This is a genomic window from Parasynechococcus sp. (assembly GCF_045559935.1).
In the GTDB taxonomy this organism is placed as follows: domain Bacteria; phylum Cyanobacteriota; class Cyanobacteriia; order PCC-6307; family Cyanobiaceae; genus Parasynechococcus.
Map to the genome: position 1 here is coordinate 94,847 of NZ_JBJLJL010000006.1, position 19,876 is coordinate 114,722.

The 19,876-nt window shown below is 57.2% G+C and carries 15 protein-coding genes; 12 read left to right on the plus strand and 3 right to left on the minus strand.

The features are described 5' to 3' along the window. Window positions 1-7 precede the first annotated feature (7 nt). On the minus strand, window positions 8-1,294 hold the full coding sequence (gene cbiE, locus ACJ0G7_RS03190) for a precorrin-6y C5,15-methyltransferase (decarboxylating) subunit CbiE (protein ID WP_407395167.1): 1,287 nt from the start codon (window positions 1,292-1,294) through the stop codon (window positions 8-10). Between the two features lie 56 nt (window positions 1,295-1,350). Here cbiE and ACJ0G7_RS03195 point away from each other — a divergent pair, with 56 nt between their 5' ends. From ACJ0G7_RS03195 to ACJ0G7_RS03205, 3 genes are read left to right on the plus strand one after another with little or no spacing between them, the layout of a single operon-like run. Further along, on the plus strand, window positions 1,351-2,430 hold the full coding sequence (locus ACJ0G7_RS03195; protein ID WP_407395168.1) for a sulfotransferase family protein: 1,080 nt from the start codon (window positions 1,351-1,353) through the stop codon (window positions 2,428-2,430). Next, window positions 2,427-2,651: a hypothetical protein gene (locus tag ACJ0G7_RS03200; protein WP_407395169.1), complete on the plus strand. Its 225-nt coding sequence runs from the start codon at window positions 2,427-2,429 to the stop codon at window positions 2,649-2,651. Before ACJ0G7_RS03195 ends, ACJ0G7_RS03200 begins: the two co-directional genes overlap by 4 nt. A 42-nt stretch (window positions 2,652-2,693) precedes the next feature. Then, the gene (locus ACJ0G7_RS03205) at window positions 2,694-5,195 is read left to right on the plus strand and encodes a GH116 family glycosyl hydrolase (protein ID WP_407395170.1); all 2,502 of its coding nucleotides are present in this window, start codon (window positions 2,694-2,696) and stop codon (window positions 5,193-5,195) included. On the opposite strand, the gene ACJ0G7_RS03210 is transcribed toward ACJ0G7_RS03205, so the two are convergent. Next, a complete protein-coding gene (locus tag ACJ0G7_RS03210; RefSeq protein ID WP_407395171.1) occupies window positions 5,192-5,914 on the minus strand; it encodes a helix-turn-helix transcriptional regulator in 723 nt (240 codons plus the stop codon). The genes ACJ0G7_RS03205 and ACJ0G7_RS03210 overlap by 4 nt on opposite strands. A 347-nt stretch (window positions 5,915-6,261) precedes the next feature. On the opposite strand from ACJ0G7_RS03210, the gene ACJ0G7_RS03215 reads away from it, so the two are divergent. Both ACJ0G7_RS03215 and ribD read left to right on the plus strand, forming a co-directional pair. Further along, on the plus strand, window positions 6,262-6,750 hold the full coding sequence (locus ACJ0G7_RS03215; protein ID WP_043696270.1) for a DUF3122 domain-containing protein: 489 nt from the start codon (window positions 6,262-6,264) through the stop codon (window positions 6,748-6,750). 14 nt (window positions 6,751-6,764) lie between these two features. Next, on the plus strand, window positions 6,765-7,811 hold the full coding sequence (gene ribD, locus ACJ0G7_RS03220) for a bifunctional diaminohydroxyphosphoribosylaminopyrimidine deaminase/5-amino-6-(5-phosphoribosylamino)uracil reductase RibD (protein WP_407395172.1): 1,047 nt from the start codon (window positions 6,765-6,767) through the stop codon (window positions 7,809-7,811). A gap of 9 nt (window positions 7,812-7,820) precedes the next feature. On the opposite strand, the gene ACJ0G7_RS03225 is transcribed toward ribD, so the two are convergent. Continuing rightward, window positions 7,821-11,663 carry a tandem-95 repeat protein gene (locus tag ACJ0G7_RS03225; RefSeq protein ID WP_407395173.1) on the minus strand — a complete coding sequence of 1,281 codons (3,843 nt, stop codon included), beginning with the start codon at window positions 11,661-11,663 and terminating at the stop codon, window positions 7,821-7,823. Window positions 11,664-11,954: 291 nt separating this feature from the next. Here ACJ0G7_RS03225 and ACJ0G7_RS03230 point away from each other — a divergent pair, with 291 nt between their 5' ends. The 7 genes from ACJ0G7_RS03230 (at window position 11,955) to ACJ0G7_RS03260 (ending at window position 19,783) form a co-directional block, all read left to right on the plus strand. Beyond that, complete coding sequence (locus ACJ0G7_RS03230) at window positions 11,955-13,742, plus strand: glycosyltransferase family 9 protein (RefSeq protein ID WP_407395174.1); 1,788 nt, start codon at window positions 11,955-11,957, stop codon at window positions 13,740-13,742. A 606-nt stretch (window positions 13,743-14,348) separates the two neighbouring features. Beyond that, entirely contained in the window at window positions 14,349-15,065 is a 717-nt protein-coding gene (locus tag ACJ0G7_RS03235; RefSeq protein ID WP_052378269.1) for a hypothetical protein, read from the plus strand. A 24-nt stretch (window positions 15,066-15,089) separates the two neighbouring features. Further along, entirely contained in the window at window positions 15,090-15,590 is a 501-nt protein-coding gene (locus ACJ0G7_RS03240) for a hypothetical protein (RefSeq protein WP_407395175.1), read from the plus strand. Between the two features lie 167 nt (window positions 15,591-15,757). Further along, the gene (locus ACJ0G7_RS03245; RefSeq protein ID WP_407395176.1) at window positions 15,758-16,399 is read left to right on the plus strand and encodes a hypothetical protein; all 642 of its coding nucleotides are present in this window, start codon (window positions 15,758-15,760) and stop codon (window positions 16,397-16,399) included. 5 nt (window positions 16,400-16,404) lie between these two features. Beyond that, window positions 16,405-16,770, plus strand: coding sequence for a hypothetical protein (locus ACJ0G7_RS03250; protein ID WP_407395177.1), 366 nt, complete (start codon window positions 16,405-16,407; stop codon window positions 16,768-16,770). Between the two features lie 459 nt (window positions 16,771-17,229). After that, window positions 17,230-18,408 carry a hypothetical protein gene (locus tag ACJ0G7_RS03255; RefSeq protein WP_407395178.1) on the plus strand — a complete coding sequence of 393 codons (1,179 nt, stop codon included), beginning with the start codon at window positions 17,230-17,232 and terminating at the stop codon, window positions 18,406-18,408. Window positions 18,409-18,604: 196 nt separating this feature from the next. Further along, entirely contained in the window at window positions 18,605-19,783 is a 1,179-nt protein-coding gene (locus ACJ0G7_RS03260; protein ID WP_407395179.1) for a hypothetical protein, read from the plus strand. Window positions 19,784-19,876 lie beyond the last annotated feature (93 nt).

Genomic DNA, 19,876 nt, shown 5'->3' on the forward strand with positions numbered 1-19,876 from the left:
CGTGTATTTATTGATGTGATTTCGTGCCTTGAAGGATCAGTGTCGGGTTCATCGGCGCCAGCCGGGTGCCGTCTCCCAGCGGCAGGCCCCTCCAGGCCTGAAGCTGGCTGATCCTGCTGATCAGTCCGGCCTTGTCCAGGACCGGCCGCAGGTCTGCGAGCGCCTCCAGCGTGGCCAGCGGGATCACCACGATCCCCCCGTCATTCAGTCGTGGAAGCAGCATCTGCAGCAGAGCGACCCGGTCGCGGCCTCCTCCCCCGAGCAGAACCCGGTCGGGGCAGGCCAGTGACGGGGGCAGATCCGTGCTCAGTGCCGTCAGGGCATCCGTCTCCAGGACGGCAGCCGGTTGCACCCCCAGCCGCTTGGCGTTGGCTTCAATCAGGGCGGCTCCGCCTCCGCGGCGTTCGATGGCCAGCAGCTGCAGCCTGGGCCTCAGCCTCAGCGCCTCCAGTCCGACACTCCCGGTGCCGGCTCCGAGATCCCAGAGCACCCCGTCGGCGGGCAGCTCCAGGTCTGCCAGCAGTTGCAGGCGCACCTCCCGCTTGGTCATCAGTCCAGGACGGTCCGAATGCTGCAGAAACACGCCATCCTCGAGGCCGAACAGGGGCAGTCGCTCCGGCAGCGGCGGGTCCTCGGCGATCAGCAGCACCAGCAGCAGGGGCTGCAGATCCGGCGGCAGCGGTGCATTGCTCGCGAGCCGCATCACCCGTTCATCGCGGTGGCCGAGGTTTTCGCACACCCACACGGCATAGGACGCCTCCAGTCCGCTGCTGCGCAGGATCTGCCGCACCGGTGCGGCACCACCCTGTCCGGGGTCGGTGAGCACCGCCAGAGCTGCCGGTCTGTTCTGCAGGGCGCTGGCCAGTGCTTCCGGGCTGCGTCCATGCAGGCTCACCCAGGTGGCGTCCTGCCAGGGGCGGCCGATCCGTGCGAACGCCAGCTGCATCGAGCATGGCGCCGGGTGAAAGTGCAGCGTCTCCGCCGGAAACGCCTGCAGCAGGCGGCGGCCGATGCCGAACCAGAGCGGATCGCCGCTGGCCAGGATCACCACCGGTGCGTTCTGAGAGCGCAGCCAGCCGATCAGTGCATCCGGGCGGTCACTGGCTTGTAGCTGCGGCAGGGGGCGATCGCCATGCTGCTGGTCGCTCCACCACTGAGGCAGGCTGTCCAGCAGGCGCTGTGGCGCTGCGATCGCTTCCGCGTTGCACAGCAGTCGCACAGCCGCAGGGGGCAGGCTCGCCAGGCCGCCGGCATCGGTTCCGATGACCTGAAAAGGGTGGGGAAGACCGGGCATGACTGTGATCATGGCCCGATGGGTGGTACAAACGCTTCTGACCGCTCGTGCACTGCGTGCTGCCCCGTTCGCCTGCGACCGTCTCTGATTTCATCGTCGCCGGGGCGTTTCCCAGGCCATCGGTGCTGATTAGTGGTCTTCAGCACGGTCGGCCGTCGCTGTCGCAGCTGCACAAGCTCCTGGCGCTCACATGCACCGGCCTGGCCGCCGAACCGCTGAGCTGGCTGCAGCAGCTGATCTACAGCCAACGGCTGCAGCAGCAGCAGCTTCCTGATGATCCAGTGGTGGTGATCGGTCACTGGCGCAGCGGCACCACCTATCTGCACCAGCTGATGGGATCCGACCCCTGCGCAGCCACGGCATCCAACAGCCTCACCGTGGCTCCCCAGGTGGCTCTGCTGCTCAAGCCCCTGTTGCAGCCCCTGCTGCACAGGACGATGACGCCGATCCGTCCGATCGATGCCGTGCCCTGGGGCGCGGATGATCCGCAGGAGGACGAAGTGGGCCTCTCCCGTCTGACCATGGACAGCCACATGGCGGGAATCGCCTTTCCCCGCGACTATCTCCACCACCTGAAGCGCACGGTTCTGCGCACAACTACCGCCTATGAACGCGCTCTGGTGATGTTCTGCAGGCTCACCTGGCTGCATGCGGGCTTCGGCAAGCATCATCTGTTGATCAAGAATCCAGCCCATTCGGCCCGGGTGCCGCTGCTGCTGCGTTTGTTTCCCCGCTGCCGCTTCATTCTTCTTAAGCGCCGACCGATCGATGCGGTGCGTTCGCTGGTGCTGGTCAAGCAACGACTGGCCTCCCTGGTGGGTCTGCAGGACCCACCCGATCAGATCACCCAGGTGGAGGAGACGGTGGCAGCCCATCGCCTGCTGATGGAGGCTTTTGAGGCATCCCGTCAGCTGATCCCCGCCGGCCAGCTCACGGAGGTGGCCTTTGACGATCTGCGGGACGCCCCCGTGGCCACGGTGGAGCGCATCTACACCGATCTGGCCATCGACAGCTGGGCTCAGGCCAAGGCGCCGATCGCGCGTCGTGCGGCACAGTCCAGTCGCTACCGGCCGTTGCCGGTGACGCTGGAGCCGGCGGCTGAGCAGCGTCTGATCACCTTGCTCGGTCACGGATGAACTCTGAGCGGCGCCAACGCCTGCATGACCTGCTGCTGGCCCTGATCGGTCGGGAGGAGGGGTTGCCGTTGATGGATCAGACCTTGCCGGAGGAGGGAAGCGCGGCGGAACCGGCTCGTTGGTTGGATCAGAACCGGCGCACGCTGCAGCGCTACCAGGCGTTGGTGCGCACGGCCGTCACGCTCGACGCCCTGATGGATGCCGAGGAGAACGCTGGCTGAACCGTTCAGGTCTGGCAGTCTGGGGCGACTGTCAGCCGACCCATGGCTCCTCTGGGACTGTCCGCTCTGAGCAGCATGCTGCGCCGCAGACCCCGCCCCGAGTCCTGGTCGACTCCGCAGGCGAGCTGGAGCCGTGCCTTCGGTCTGGGCTGGCGGGACCCCTACAGCGTCCGCTACGCCAGCAACCTCGACGATGGCCCCTGGCATGGCATGCCCCTCGGTGGCTTCGGTGCGGGCTGCATCGGTCGCAGCTCTCGTGGAGACTTCAATCTCTGGCATCTCGATGGCGGCGAGCACTGGTATGGCACGATCCCCGATTGCCAGTTCGCCATCTGGGAGAGCGACGGCACCAGCACCAGGGCCCATGCCCTGGCAACGGCTCCGGATCGAGACGACAGCCGAGTGGATGGCGACGATCCCCTTGCGGCCTGGCAGTGGTATCCAGCCAGCACCAACGACAGCACCACCGGAACCTATGCCGCCCGCTACCCCCTGAGCTGGACCCGCTACAGCGGGGTGTTCGCGGCCGAAGTGAGCTGTGAGGCCTTCAGTCCGATTCTCCCCGGCGACTATCAGCGCAGCAGCTACCCCGTGGCTGTCTTCCGCTGGACCCTGCGCAATCCCACCAACCGTCCGCTGCAGCTCTCCCTGCTGCTGAGCTGGCGCAACACCGTCGGTTGGTTCACCAACACCGATCCATCCGCCGAAGTGCATTTCCGAGACGACGGCAGCCCTGAGCACAACTACGCCCCTGCGATCGGTGCCGGTGAGGGGCAGAGCAACCGCTGGGTGGATCAGCCGGGCCTCAAGGGCGTGCTGCTGGATGGGCGTCGGTCCCAGCCGCTTGCGGAGGGGGAGGGGCAGTGGTGCCTGGCATTGCCGGACAACCTCGAGGATGTGGAGGTGATGCGCTGCAGTCGCTGGGATCCCACCGGCGATGGGGCGGAACTGTGGCAGTCCTTCGCCGCTGAAGGACGCATTCCCAACAGCAACAACGATCGGGCCAGTCGCGCCGGGGAACAGGCCAGTGCTGCGCTGGCGGTGAAGGTCAGCCTCGATCCGGGGCAATGCCTCGAGATTCCGGTCGTGATCAGCTGGGATCTGCCGGTGACCGCCTTCGCCACCGGAGTCAGCGACTGGCGCCGCTACACGGACTTCCATGGCCGGCAGGGCACGGCGGCGGCGGCGATCGCTGCCGAGGCGCTGAGGGACTGGCGCAGCTGGCGTGACCAGATCGATCGCTGGCAGGAGCCTGTTCTGGCTCGAACCGAGCTGCCGGAGCCGTTGCGCATGGCCCTGTTCAACGAGCTCTACGACCTCGCCAGCGGTGGAAGCCTCTGGACGGCCGCCAGAGCTGGCGATCCCGTGGGCCGCTTCGGCGTTCTGGAGTGCCTCGACTACGCCTGGTACGAAAGTCTTGATGTGAGGCTGTACGGGTCTTTGGCGTTGGTTCAGCTCTGGCCTGAGCTGGACAAGGCCGTGTTGCGCAGCTTCGCCCGGGCCATTCCGGCGATGGATGCCAGCCAGCGGCCGATCGGCTGGTATTTCACCCAGGGCAGGGGACGGGTGGAAGCCGACCGCAAGGTGGAGGGAGCGACCCCCCACGATCTGGGTGCTCCCAACGAGGCGCCGTTCGACGCCACCAATTACACGGCGTATCAGGACTGCAATCTCTGGAAGGATCTGGCCAGCGACTTCGTGCTGCAGGTCTGGCGCACATTCCGGTTCGCACCGACCGGCGAAGACCTGACCTTTCTTGCCGAGTGCTGGCCTGCAGCGGTTCAGGCTCTTCGTTATCTCAAACGCTTCGACGTCAATGAGGACGGCTTGCCGGACAACGGCGGAGCACCGGACCAGACCTTTGATGACTGGCCGTTGCAGGGAGTGAGCGCCTATTGCGGTGCTCTCTGGATCGCAGCCCTCGAGGCGGCTCTGGCGATGGCTCAGCGGCTTCAGCTGGACCTGGGCCTGGAGACGGGGTCGGAGCAGCGGGAATTCGGGGAATGGCTGGAGCAATCACGCGCCAATTTCGATCGACTGCTTTGGAACGGGGAGTTTTATCGCATCGACGCCGAGAGCGGTACGCCGGTGGTGATGGCGGATCAGCTCTGCGGTGATTTCTACGCGCGGCTGCTGGGCCTGCCGCCGGTGGTGAGCGATGCCAACAGCCAGAGCACGCTCAAGGCCGTGCGCGAGGCCTGTTTTGAGCGGTTTGACGGTGGACGTCTCGGCGTGGCGAATGGTCTGCGGCGGGATGGCACCCCTCTCGACCCGGATGGCACCCATCCGTTGGAGGTCTGGACAGGGATCAATTTCGGTCTGGCCTCCTACTACCGGCTCATGGGAGACAAGACGACAGCCGAAGCGATTTGCACGGCGGTGGTCGACCAGGTGTACCGGGGAGGTCTTCAGTTCCGAACACCGGAAGCGATCACCGCCGTGAACACCTTTCGGGCCTGCCACTACCTGCGGGCCATGGCGATCTGGGGGCTTTGGGCCACCGAGACCGACTGGGCGCTGATCCCTGGCGCTGACCGCTCCTAGGCCGCGCTGCGGGCCAGGGTCTGTCGAGGGGCTTCCCCAAACAGATTGCGGTAATCACGGGCGAAATGATTGCGGCTGTGAAATCCGAAGTGATGGGCCACCTCCTGCACGGTGTTGCAGGCCAGCACTCGCCGTTGGTCCCGATGACGCAGAGCGTGTTGCACCTGTTGCAGGCGGATCTGTTTCAGCAGGGCCATCGGTCCGATTCCGACCTGTTCACGACAGCTCTGACTGATGGTTGATCGGGAGGCGAAGATCGTACGACCAAGATCATCCAAGGAAATGGGTTGGCGGTTGTTTTCGATGCCCCAACGCACCACATCCCGCACAATGCCGCAGCGGTAGGTCATCGATCGAAGAGGTGAGAGTTCGTCGAGGCCAGGGGGCTCGAAGCTTTCCAGCAGCAAGGCATTCCATTGATCCGTATCGATGCCGCCTGACGCAGGCTCGTTGAGCAGGTTGTCCACCAGCTGGATCCAGGTCTGGAACATCGCCTGGCTGAGCTGAACGTTGTTGCTGATGCTGATGGAATCCATCAGCGTGCCTGCCGGATCGAGCGCCCCAAGCTGTTGGATGCGGGTTCGTGGGATCAGAATGATGCTGAAGTGGGCGCCGGCTTCGGTCTGAAAGAAGACATCACTGAGGTTGAGGTGAAAGCCGTATAACCCACAGGGAATCAGCGGCTCTCCTCGAACGCGATGCTGAAAGGCATGATTCATCTCCAGACAGAACGGAACGTAGGCGCAATTGCGTCCTCCGTGAAACAACATGGAGCGATTGCATCGCACGGAGAGACAAACCATCTCGTTGGATCGCCTGATCTTCAGCACTCCGTTCAGCGGGCCTGCTGACAGTTGAACGATCTCCCACAGAAATCCGAGGCTAAGAAATAATTCAGCCGCTTCAATCGCGCTGTGAAATCGATGGATCTTGAGTTGCGACGCGTTTGACGCCATTTCGGATCGTTCAGGCCTCTGCGAATTCTTTGGGGAGAAGTTAGGTGGGTCGTTCGTAATTGGCGCGTTTTGTTGCATACCCTGAGTCCTGAAGTCCCCGGATCCGGCACATGCGTCGCTTGCTCTGCAGTGTTTTGGCTGCACTGCTGCTTGTTCTGCTGACTCCCGGGCTCGCCTGGGCGCAGGTTCATCAGCACGAGAACGAAAACGGCGTCGCCATGGTTCGCAGTCTGGAAAGTCTCCGGGACCTTGATTACGTCAGCTGGCAGGCCGTGGCCTACAGGGAAGGAGCCGCCGGCGGGCCGGTGGTGTTGCGCATCGTCGGCTACCCCGGAAAACTCAGGCTTGACCATCCCATCGATCTGCAGGTGTTCGCAGGCCGGCGTGAGTGGTCTCTGCCGGACATCACGCTGAAGAATCCAGCCCTCGCTCAGGACGGACGGGATGCTGCCGCTGAATTCGCGCTGGATCCTCTGCTGGCAGATCTGAGCAACAATCGCCCTTTGCGGCTCGTGCTGCCGGGAGTGTTCACGGAGTTGCCGGTGCCCCCTTACGTGGTGGGTGAGTGGCGATCGCTGCAGGAGTTGCCCCTGAGCTGATGTGGGAACCGTTGATGCATCGGGCTCTCGCCCTGGCGGCTTTGGCACAGGGGTGCACCAGTCCGAATCCACTGGTCGGGGCGCTGGTTCTCGATGCCAGCGGTCGTTTGATCGGAGAGGGTTACCACGCCCGTGCCGGACGGCCCCACGCCGAGGTGGGTGCCCTGGCCCAGGCCGGTGAGGCCGCACGAGGCGGAACCCTGATCGTCACCCTTGAGCCCTGCTGCCATCACGGCCGCACTCCCCCCTGCACAGATGCCGTGATCGCAGCTGGACTTGAGCGGGTGGTGGTGGCGCTTGAGGATCCCGATCCCAGGGTGGCTGGCGGAGGCGTCAGCCGGCTGCGATCCGCCGGTCTGGAGGTGATCACCGGTGTGCTGAGGGAGCAGGCGGCTCAACAGAACAGGGCTTTTGTGCATCGGGTGCGCACCGGACGTCCCTGGGGAGTGCTCAAGTGGGCCATGAGTCTTGATGGCCGAACCGCCCTGCCCAATGGCGAGAGCCAGTGGATCAGCGGTTCGGAGGCGCGGAGCTGGGTGCATCAGTTGCGGGCGTGCTGCGATGCGGTGATCGTGGGCGGAGGCACGTTGCGGGCGGATGATCCCCTGCTCACCAGCCGTGGCCGGCGCGACCCCGAGCCGCTGCGGGTGGTGCTCAGTCGCAGCATGCAGATCCCTGCTCGGGCACAGCTCTGGAACACTGACGTGGCTCCAACCCTGCTGGCTCACGGCCCGCAGGTCCGTGATGTTCCGGCTCCCAGCGGACCTGAGCGGCTGTCCTTGCCGGTCTGTGATCCGGAGCATTTGATGCGTGCGCTTGCCTCTCGCGGCTGCAATCAGGTGCTCTGGGAATGCGGTCCTGAGCTCGCTGCTTCAGCGGTTCAGCAGCAGTGCGTCCAGGAGCTCGCGGTGGTGGTGGCACCCAAGCTTCTGGGTGGCCATGCATCGCGAACCCCGCTGGGTGATCTGGGTCTGATCAGCCTGGATCAGGCCAAGCAGCTGACCATGGAGCAGACCATCAGCCTTGGCGATGATCGACTCCTGGTGAGCTTGGTGTATTAATCGGGAGGATCAGAGGAAGTCGAATCCGTTGCTGGCAATCACGCTTGTGAGGTCAGAACTGTCGTTGTTGTTGCTGGATCCATTCGTGGTGGCATCCAGGAAACGGACGCGAATCTTGCCGATGCGTTGATCTTCGTCTTCGATGGCGGACTTGTTGTAGGTTTCGCCGTCAATCACCAGCTTGTCTTTTTGACCAAAGCTCTTGATGACAAGTTTTTTGGTGATCAGATCAAGTGAGTCGACAAAAACTTTGTCTTTCTGGTTGTCATCTCCAAGGTCAATCTGGGCCTTCTTGACCTCGCCTTGGATGGTCAGCTTGTCCTTGCCACTCCCAAGATCCACCATGGTCTTGTTGGTCAGCGTCGCATCCTCACCAATCAAGATGTCATCTTTTCCGCCTCCGGCTTCGATGGTTGATTTCTTGATCACGCCGGAATTGAATGTGGCCTTGTCTTTGCCCTCGGTCATCACGAAGGAGGTTTTTTTGACCAACTCAGCTGTGCTGACCAAGTCGGCTATCAGTCCTTCCTCAAAACGCACAGTGGAGGATTTGAGTTTGCGTCCTCCAAAAACAACATTGGAGGAGCGCGATGTGAGGTCGAGATCAATGAGAGTATCGGTCAGCTCAATTTCAATGCCATCATCAGCTGATTCGAGAACCTTCAGTTTTTCCGTTTGGGAGGAGGGGATGGAAACGTCTCCACGCGGGGCCTGCGCGAGGATCCTGTCCCCACTTTGTGACTTCTCAAAGCCAGCAGATGTCTCAAGAGGGATGGCTTCAAACGAAGGTGCTGACCCGTTAGCAGCACCACCTGAGGAAGGGCTTGAAGCAGGTTGCGAAGGTGTGGCTGCAAAAGTAGGTGTTTGATCAGTGTTCTGTGGAGCAGATTGGCCCAGATCATCTCTGGTGAGTGCAATCAGCTGCTCAGCTGCATTGCCGGCGGCGTCGGTTGCCACGACCGTGAGGGCGTAGGCAGTCTTAACTTCGATCGGTTTTTGGGAATTCAGACGGATGTCGCCAGAGTCGGGATTGATCGTGAAGGAGGCTGCATCATCGTCGTTGTCAGGTTTCAAGCTGAACTTCAACGGCAACGGCGATGCGTCGTTAGCGACTGTTTTGTAGATGATTGATTGGCTACCGGCGTTGTCATCGCCTCCTGTTGGAGTCGCTCCTGATGTGATCACCGGAGACGTTGTGTCCACCGTGATAGTGAGAGGATCCGAAGTGGCAGTTTCACCATCGATCGTGGATGTTGCCGTGACAGTGTAGGTTCCATCTGTGAGGGCGACGTCATCGCCGAGGGTCAGATTCCAGACGCCAAGAGAATTAGCAACCCCCACCAGACTGAAGGTGCTTGTCGAGGTGTTCGGATTGCCGCTGGTGGTGATCCGGACTTCGACATCCGCACCTGAATCAGCGGTTCCGCTGAAACTGGGGTTGTTGGCATTGGTGATGTTGTCTGTTGATGAACGTCCACTGTCGTTTGTGAGATCTGGAGTGGAAACGGGGTCAATCACCCCACCAATTGTGATGGAGATGGCCTGATCCGTCGTACCACCCTGGTCATCGGTGACGCTGACGGTGAAGGTATCTGTGCCACTGAAGTCGGCCTTGGGGGTGTAGCTCCAGGTTCCAGTAGAAGCATCGATGGACGCATCCCCGTTGCTGGCCGCACGGCTGATCGAGAAGATGTTTTCGCTCGTCAGACCTTCGACATCCAGGGCAGTCAGTGTTCCTGTGATCGGGGTTGTGGAGTCTTCCTCACCTTGTCCACTGATATCACCTCCGATCGCAGCAGACTCGTTCGTCGCAGGGTCATCAACGCTGATCAGAATTGTCTGCTCAGTCGTGCTTCCAGTTGCATCCGTGATCTGGACAGCGAAAGTATCCGGGCCTCGATAGTCTTTTTTAGGGAAATAACTCCAGTAACCCGTCTCCTCGCTAATGGCTGCAGCCCCGCCTGTCGAGGTCGGTGAGCTTCCCTCTACGAGCTTAAAGCTGGACGAAGTCCCGATCCGATTATCAGGATCCGTGACTTCGATTGTGCCTCGGATCGGCTGATCTTTCTCTGGATCACCGATGAAGGGGAGACCAGTACCAGACAGGTCACCGCTGATTACTGGAGCATCGGGTGTGGGATTAATGCTGATGGAGATCAGTTGTGATGTCGTGCCTCCGCCATCATCTGTGACTGTTACTGTGAAATCGTCCGAACCGTGAAAGTTGGCTGAGGGTGAATAAACCCAAGAACCACTCTCACGATTGATGGATGCTGTTCCGTTATCAGGAGAATTATTTGTTGCAATGGAGAAGTAGCTGCCGTCACTGAGTCCTTCTGGGTCTGTTGCTGAAATCTTCCCTGTGACGGAGGTGTCTTCATCGGTGGAGGCGGTGAGATTGCCAGTGATGGCTGCAGCTTCATCAACGTTATTGATCGTGAGGGCCACTGCCTTTTCGCTGTTACCCTCTTCACCATTCAGCGTGACAGTGAAGTTGTAGGAATTTTTGGTTTCAAAATCAGGAAATTCAGTCGACTTAAGGGAAACGATGCCAGTGGATACGTCAATCGTGAAACTCTCGCTGTCATTAACATTCTTCAAGCCGTACATCATTGGGTATGGATAATCTTCTATTTGTGTGGTGTAAATTGGCTGAGGGGCTCCTGTATTCTCATTGATGCTCACTCTGCTCGGCGATGTGGCGATAGGAGCCAATTGAATATCTTGAACTTCCAGCGAAACTCGCTTTTCTGCTGTGTTGCCTGCTTGGTCGGTGGCGACGACAACAAAACCGTAGATATTGTCGGCTATATCTGGATTGCTGCCTGCATCCTTCGGGTTTTCGAAGTCTGGGTCAAAAGTCAGACGCACGTCGCCCGTCAGTTCGTCGATGCTGAATAGTTCGCTGTCGTTTTGGGCATTGAAATCCTCTTCTTTGAGGGAAAATGTTATGTTTGCTGACGAAGGAGTTAAGATCTGGTCGCTTGTATCTGTTGCTGTCGCGCGGTAGATGATTTCGTTGTGATGCGAATTCTCTTGGATGAAGCCATCTTCTCCAGCTTTATCACCGGAAGTGATCACTGGGTCAATGCTGTCTGGATCATCTGTCGTCAGAGTGACATCAATGCTGGATTGCTCTGCTGGAATTTCAGAGGGCGAACCGTTTGCTGTTGATGCTTCTGATAGTGCCAGGCGAAAGATCTCATTGGCTTCATATGTTTTGTCCTGAGAGATATTAACGATGATCGTCTGATCTGTTTGATTTTCGGCGAAGTTAACAACTCCTCCAGGGAGTTGTGTTGCTTCGGGTGAGAAGTCCGATGCATCCGCCAGCGCTACTGTTGTTGAAACGCTGTCATCTGCAATAACATTCCAGTTTACGGAGCCGGCTGCTCTTGTATCGCCGGACCGACTGATCTTGAATGTGATTGGATTTGCAGAATCTTCAGTTCCTTCTTCCAGTGTTATGGCGTCAGACGTCCCTTCTGAATTGCTCAGGGCATAGATTGTTTTTGTGATAATACTAACTGGGGCCAATGCATCTCTGTTTTCCCAGCCTTCACCTGAGACTGTTCTAACAGAATTGAAAGCAATGAAGACATTGCCACTGGCGATCAGGTTCTCGGTTGGAGTGAACGTCGCAGTGTATATGGTTGGATCGGCTTCGCTCTGTTGAAGGTCAGTAAAATTACCTAGGCTGATGCCATCATCAGTTTTTGCTGAAATATCTGAGCTTGTAAAAGCACTTGTTTCGTTTAATACAAGCTCCTCGCTGAAGTTAAAGGTGAAGGTCGCGGTTTCACCATTCAGCAATTCGCTAGCGCTGCTTGTGATTTCGAGGGTGAGGGCCATGACCTGATGGGCACTAATTTGGAAGCTAACCGCGAGGCTGGGCGATTGCTATCCATGACTATAAAATCTTAGAGTTTGGTGAGCTTTAGTCAACACAGGAAGCAGTCTTTGCATAAAAGGTTGCTGCGTTTGTCATTCCTCACAAACCCATCAGCCCAAGCTTCTGACAACCGCTTGGAGTGTGCCGACTTGTCGATCGTCACAGTCTTTGCTCTGTTTGGGCCTGTTCGGACTCAATAGAGATGTCTATGACAGCTTTTTACCTAGACTCGGAAAACAATCATTCTCCAAATGGGCCGCCCTGGCATTGCCAAAGGCTTTGGTAGGTCTGAAAAACAGGGCGTTCCCGAGCACGCGGGCAACCCTCATGGCATCGATGCCGATGAAGCGTCTGCTTCCCGATCGCATCAGTCTCTTTATTTGCAGCATGTTCTCCCCTGTCTGGCACGGGGAAATCTGAGCCAGGCAGAGCCCATCCTCAAGCTCCTGGCTCAATCAAAAACTGATGTAGCCGAGGTCTATCGGGATCTGGCCAATCTCTGTGAGTCTCAGCAGAGACTGGAAGAGTCGCTTGTCTACCGCGACCTTTGGCTCGACCACCCATCGGCAGACGAAACAGAACTGCTCAGGCAGTCAGAGACAGCCGATCACCTCGGGCGGAAGCAAACGGCAGCAAAGCTGTTTGAGGTGTTGCTCAAGCGTGGGCCGAAGTCGCAGTCTTCCCGCATCGCTGTCCTCCGACAGCTGATGCTTCAGGAGTGCTTTCTGGAAGCTCGTTCACATATTGAATCCTGGTTCGGCCAGACCTGTGATTCGGAAGTCCTTGAGTTGCTGTCCATCTGTGCCGTTGAGCTGAAGGAGTCTGAGCTCGCCTGCTGTTTAGCTCAGTCCTGTCTTCAGGAGCGCTCTTCAGCCATTGCCCACGCCGTTCTTGCTGCTGCCTTGCAACGCCAGTTTCGGGAACGTGAGGCCTATGAGCATCTGAAAACTTCGATCGCTCTCAGCTCTGATCCGCAGGCCTTGCCTTGGCCTGTCGCCCGATTGCTGGCAGGGGTCTGCCTCGATCAGAACCGTCTTGACATGGCTGACGAGCTGCTCCAGAAGGCTCGATTGGATCAGCCCGCATCGCGCCAGCTTCTCGCGCAGTGGGGTGAGTTGCAGTTGTTGTGTGGGAACTGGACCAATGGGTTTCGGTTTTGCTCAGCGAGCCGCAGGGCGGATCTGTCGCTGCCATCCGCGGATGCTTTCGAGCTCCGTGGGATCGCTGATACTGCCTCAGAGGTGCCTCCACTGATCTTGGCGTCGGATGGAACTCTGGGCGACTCACTGTTGTTCAGTCGTTATGCACCTTGGATTACGACAGCACTCAGTCGACCTGTTCATTTGTATGTTCAGCCTCCGGTGCTGCGCCTTCTCAGAGACAGCTTCCAGGCACCGATCGAGGTTCATCCGATCGGAGAGCTCACCTCTCCACCTTCCGAGTGGATTCTTCCGTTGCAGGATGCCCCTGCTGTTTTTGGCGCCTGTGACCAACAGCCTGATCTTGCTGCCCCCTGTTTAAGAGCTGACCCTGCTCTGGTTGAGGTCTGGCGGAAGAGACTTGATCTCGGGAGTGGTGAACGCTTGATCGGTATCAACTGGAATGGTTCCGCGTTACAAGCCTCTCGCGAAAGAGTTTCTTCAGACATTCCACTCAATGCGTTTGCAGCCATCGCACAGCGACCTGGTGTGCGTCTCGTATCCCTGCAAAAGGGATTCGGTGCTGAACAACTTCGTCACTGCCGTTTTGCTGACCGCTTTGTCTCGTGCCAAAACGAGGTGTCCCATGAAGTGCGCCTGGAGCACATGGCAGCCTTGATCACCCTCTGTGACTGGGTGATCTGCGATGACAGTGGCCCAGCACATCTGGCTGGAAGCTTGAGCAGTCCAACCATTCTTCTGCTTCCCGAACGTGCTGGCTGGAGATGGGGCGGTTTTTGCAGTCGATCTCCTTGGTACCCAACGCTTCATCTGCTCAGGAGATCTGAGTCAAAGGGTTGGGATGACCTGATGTCTGAAGCGTGTGAACGAATGAATTGACCAGGCCAAGGCGACCTAAAAGTGAAGAAAACCTTGAGATTCAATGTCAATAAAGCATGATCTGCATACGCATTCTGATGTTCCGGTTAGCGTGAGTCGGATCTTCCGGAGAGCATCGATGGCGATCTTTAGCAGCCGGTTGTGCCGTGGTGCATCCCTGATTTGTGCTGCTTCTGCATTATTTGCAAATCCATCTCCTGTCAGTGCACAGTGCGGTCCTACTGGATGTACGACTGCTGCTCCACAGGTTGGCTTGCCTGCCATCACGCGTCCAACCGCTGCACAATCTGTGGCAATGGCTTCAAGGATTGCAGCACTCGAAGCACGAATGAATCAAATGACTGCTGTCAGTTCTCCGAGTGGCAGTCCAACATTTCGCGACGATACTTCAACTAAGTCTGCTTCAAAGGCGTTTCTTGCGGCGATGAATACAAGAACCTGGATAAATGGTGAAGGTCTCTGGCAGATGTCACCCAGCGGTGCCACATGCCAACTATCCTCCGGTGTGTCGACCCTGAATAGCTCCCCCTGCTCTAGTTCTTTCTGAACTGGTTATAGGGTCTGAGGGCTTTCGGATCTCTTCAATCTCATTTGAGACTTAGGACGATGTTCGCAATCTCAGGCCTCAAGATTTCTGGTGTGGTTGCAGCTTCTGTTGCCTCAGCACTCTTTGCTTCAGCCCTTTCTCCTGCTCAGGCTCAGATCACCCAGGCAGGAATCACTGTCACTGCTCCCGAGAAGGGAACGACACAGAATCTTTCCGTGACGAACGGAAGTAGAACATCACTGGCGGTTGGCAACACAACCAGTTTCGGTGCTGCTTCCAATCTCACTCTTTCGAAGGGTCTGACGGGTGTCAGTCGCACAGTTCTGATTCCATCGTCTGTCGCGATCAATAGCGACATCGGTGATAATGCTCTTGGTCAAACCACCATCAACATCAGTAATCTGGCCGCCAACGGCGATGATGGAAGCATTACCCCTGATGGCGATTCTGGTGTCAGTGGCGGCACGATTGAGTTGCAGGAAGGAACTCAGTACGCCTCAGGCAATGCCGATATCATCGGTATGGGCGCAGCGGTGCTCTTGAACATTGATCCAGGCAGTGCAACAGCCCCAGGCGAAGCCAGCTTCTTTGCCACAGTGTTCCCGAACATCAACGGTCTTGAAGCTTGTCAGCCGACTCATGACAAGGCTTGTCCTTACGTGACCAATGATGATCTGGTGAGTGGCAATACAGGTGCTAACGCAAGCCTTTCCACCACCACCAACATTGATATCAACGCGAATTCCTTCGTCAACACGTTTGCTCAGAGCTTCTGAGTTCTCATGTTGGTTAGAAGAATCATGCTTCGCTTCACTTTTGTTCTTGCTGTTTCTGTCTTAGGAGCTGCGGCTTCAGAAGCTCAGATTCTTGAAAGAACGTCGACCAATTCAGGTACGAATCGCGTTTTTCAATACGCGATTCAATCCACATACGGAACCCAGACATCTGCTGATGCAACCCCGAACTTAAGGGTTGAGACAGAGGCAGTTCTGAATCTGAAGGAAGATAGCTTCTTAACCAACACAGCTGGTGATGTCGGTGGTAGCACAAGTGCTGTGTTTACCACGACGCCCACAGGCTCCAATGTCGTTCTGAGTGGAATTACTGCCAACAACCAGTTTCTTCTGGATACTGGCACAAGTTTCCGTTCTGCACTGACTACAACGGAGCCTGACGGTCAACCCAGTATTGGCACAGCGTCTGCGACAGCGACCCATACCATGACCATCACGGTGAGTGACGGCACCAGTTCTTTCCTGAACACCCTGCGGGAAAACTTTGAATCTCCAGAACCTCAGTGATTCAATCTGACTGGTTGAGCAATCCTATTGTGACCTAGCATGACACTTGCTTCTTTGCAGTGCGCTGGCCGTCAGTCATTGGTGACGGCGATACATTCCATGAACTCTTAGCAGTGCAAGAACTGTTTTCCCTTCTATAATCAAAACTGTTGGACACCCAGTCTGTCATGACCAGCGACCGGCGAGTCGGCCTACTTATCGCAGTCTCTGCCACACTGACTATCCTGGCACCACTGTCTGTGAAGCCAATTCTTGCTCAGCAGACAAACAACAGTTCGTCGCTGACCAACTCTGCGGCACCTTCAGCATCTTCAACAACGACTGGCGGTACCAATATCAATTATCAAACCAATAACGCTTACCAGAATGAAGTTGGGTTTGGCCCTGGAATTTTTTGCCGAACGCCAACTCTCTTCCTGGGTGGGAACTATGGAGAAAATGAACTTGATTCCTTTGATGCCATTTCAACAAGTGGCAATGAAGCTAACAACTATTCGATCAATGCTGGTTTGGTCTTCCCATTCGGTTCGCCTGCGCAACGCTCTTGTAATCGCTTGGCATCCTTGATTGTCCAAGACCGTGAGATTTCCACCCAGCTTTCCATGATTCGTGCCTGTGCTTCCTTGCAGCGGGATGGAATCAAAGTCGACCCTGAGTTGTATCCACTTCTTGAAAAGTGTGCCACCAATGTGCTGGGCCCCAAGCCTCCCTCTTCGAGAGCGGCAGCACCACCACCACGTCGGATGGCTCCACAGCGTCCACAGCAGCAGAGTCTTCCGCCAAAGGTTCCACAAACCACACGTAGCTGAAAACGATGACAATTCATCAAACGATCCCGTTATCAGGACTGCTCTGCTTGGCAGCCATTTTTGATTTGAGTGGTCATGCGGCTCGTTCACAGTCACTCTTTGATGGATTTAATGCTTACTGCACAAGCAACAAAGATTACACTGGGTCGTGCACAAATATTGAGACGAGTAAAGACTATTCCTGTACGCTCATTCCTGGTAGCTTGATTGATTGTTTGAGTGATTCTGGATACGAATTCCAATGTTTATTCGCAAGTCAGCATACTCAAGGCCAGGCTACATTTTATTGCGATGCACAAACTGAAGAAATGCTTTATCAAGAAGAACAGGCAGGTGCCACCTTTAAAAATGTTCTGCAGAATTCTCTTTAATGAAAAACCTTGATTCGCGCGGGCTTTTTTCTCTAGCCCTCTTGCTTCCTCTTCTTTGCTGTCAGGTTCAAGCCAGGCCCTGTAAGTTGACCGATCCTGAGGGGAATAATCCAGACAATCTTTGCCCTCAATATACGTTCACTCCTGGTGTCCATTCGAATGCCTTTCGACCTGGAGAAGGCCGACCAGTCCGTGGCCTGTCAACAGCAGCCAGCCCGCTTGGGCCCATCCAGATTGATCCAGGAAAGGAATTCTGGACTGAAATCAAGACTCAGGGAGGTACACGTCAGTTGAAGACAAGCAGAAACAAATCGTACAGTGTCCCTAAATAAATACTTAAGAAAGGGCTTGATATTTTTTTAATGCCCCCTGTATCCCTGCGTTTTGTCAGTTTTCGCTTCTCTGGCTAGATTTTTTTCGGGACAGTACATCCGTCCCTGCATGTTCAATCCCTGAATCATGAAATCACCTCTTCTTCTTGCAGCTCTGCTGCTCGTGGCTCCGGCCGCGGCCAATGCAAACAGCGTCGCTGGATCTGATGACCCCAACATGTCTGGTACCACCCAGCGCATGTTCATCATCAACGCCACCACCCCCGGTGGACTGACCTTCTCGGGTGCCGGTACTGCCACCTTCAACAACGCAGTTGGCACCTCCAACCAGTTCAACGTCGGCTCCAACACCAGCATCGGTGTGAACGCCAGCGTGTCTGCGACTCAGGAATTTGACGGTCTGTCCCTGGGTGTGATGCAGATGGGTGCAGGCAGCAGCCTGATGCAGACCAACGGCACCTCCTCCTCCGCTGCTGCCACCCAGGCCGCTTCCGCTGCCGCCAACTCGGTTGCAACGGAAACTGCTCAGCGCGAGTCCCATGCCACTGGCTGGGAAGATGCCACGACGGCGACGAACCTGTCCTCTACCGAAACCGGTAACTACGGCAGCTACGACCGGAATGGTGATTGGCAGTGGTCTGCTGATTACGACAGCTCCTGGGGCGATCTGGATGCCACCGCTCAGGCTTCCTATGGAACTGACGGCCAGACTGCTTATGAGACCGAGCAGAGCAACTTCAAGCAGTTCAAAAACGCTTATACACAATCTTATAACCAGAACTATAACTCCAGCTATAGCTCTGCTTACAACAACGTCATCACCAACAGTTCCTCCACGGCTACCGAGTCGTCAGCGACCGGAATCATCAAAGGTGATTTCCAGTCCACTGAGGATTCTGTGACCGCCATCGGTCAGGAAGGTCAGCTGGGTGCCATCGTGTCCTCCGCTTTGGCAGCCGCGAACAGCACCAACGACACCACCGGTGGTGCATCCTGGACCGCTGCTTTCAACGCAGCGTATGAGGCTGGCTATCAGCAGTCCGTCGGTCAGACCAGCACTGTCAGCGACAGTCAGGTTGCCATCGAAGGTCTGGGTGCCATCGCCAGCGTGAACGCCGATGAGGCTTCCAGCTTCACCGTGAACCTGGATCGTCTGGAGGCGTTCAAGTCCACCGGCACGCAGGATAATTCTTCTGCGACCGCCAACGGTTCTGCCACAGCGACGTTGTCCACCAACTCCTTCGCGACTCAGAACAACCAGCGCACCGCGTCCGCCTTCATGCAGGCCTTCGCCGCTGCTGACTGATCTGATCGCTTGATCTGATCAGGAGGGGAGGGGCTTCGGCCCCTCCTTTTTTAATGTTTGCTTTCGGTTTTCGCCGCGTTTGATGGCATTTCAGGCAAGTCTGCAGCCTTTTCGGTGTTTTTCGTCGAACACAATTTTGATGGCTAGGTTGCGCTGGGGAAGTCTTGTGCTTCCTTCCATGTTCAATCCCTGAACGATGAAATCACCTCTTCTTCTTGCAGCTCTGCTGCTCGTGGCTCCGGCCGCGGCCAATGCAAACAGCGTCGCTGGATCTGATGACCCCAACATGTCTGGTACCACCCAGCGCATGTTCATCATCAACGCCACCACCCCCGGTGGACTGACCTTCTCAGGCGCCGGCACTGCCACCTTCAACAACGCAGTTGGCACCTCCAACCAGTTCAACGTTGGCTCCAACACCAGCATCGGTGTGAACGCCAGCGTGTCTGCGACTCAGGAATTTGACGGTCTGTCCCTGGGTGTGATGCAGATGGGCGCAGGCAGCAGCATGATGCAGACCAACGGCACCTCCTCCTCCGCTGCTGCCACCCAGGCCGCTTCTGCTGCCGCCAACTCGGTTGCAACGGAAACTGCACAGCGTGAGTCCCATTCCACTGGTTGGGAAGAAGCCACGACGGCCACGAACCTGTCCTCTACCGAAACCGGTAACTACGGCAGCTACGACCGGAATGGTGATTGGCAGTGGTCTGCTGATTACGACACCTCTTGGGTCGATCTGGATGCCTCCGCTCAGGCTTCCTACGGCGAGGGTGGTCAGACTGCTTACGAGACCGAGCAGAGCAACTTCAAACAGTTCAAGAACGCTTATACACAATCTTATAACCAGAACTATAACTCCAGCTATAGCTCTGCTTACAACAACGTCATCACCAACAGTTCCTCCACGGCGAACGAGTCTTCAGCGACAGGAATCATCAAAGGTGACTTCCAGTCCACTGAGGATTCTGTGACCGCCATCGGTCAGGAAGGTCAGCTGGGTGCCATCGTGAATTCCGCTCTGGAAGCCGCGAATAGCACCAACGACACCACGGGTGGTGCATCCTGGACCGCTGCTTTCAACGCAGCGTATGAGGCTGGCTATCAGCAGTCCGTCGGTCAGACCAGCACTGTCAGTGACAGTTCTGTCGCCATCGAAGGTCTGGGTGCCATCGCCAGCGTGAACGCCGATGAGGCCTCCAGCTTCACCGTGAACCTGGATCGCCTGGAAGCGTTCAAGTCCACCGGCACGCAGGATAATTCTTCTGCGACCGCCAACGGTTCTGCCACAGCGACGTTGTCCACCAACTCCTTCGCCACTCAGAACAACCAGCGCACCGCGTCCGCCTTCATGCAGGCCTTCGCCGCTGCTGACTGATCTGATCGCTTGATCTGATCAGGAGGGGAGGGGCTTCGGCCCCTCCTTTTTTATGCAGATTTTTAATAGCACAATTTAATCTTTGCCCAAGAA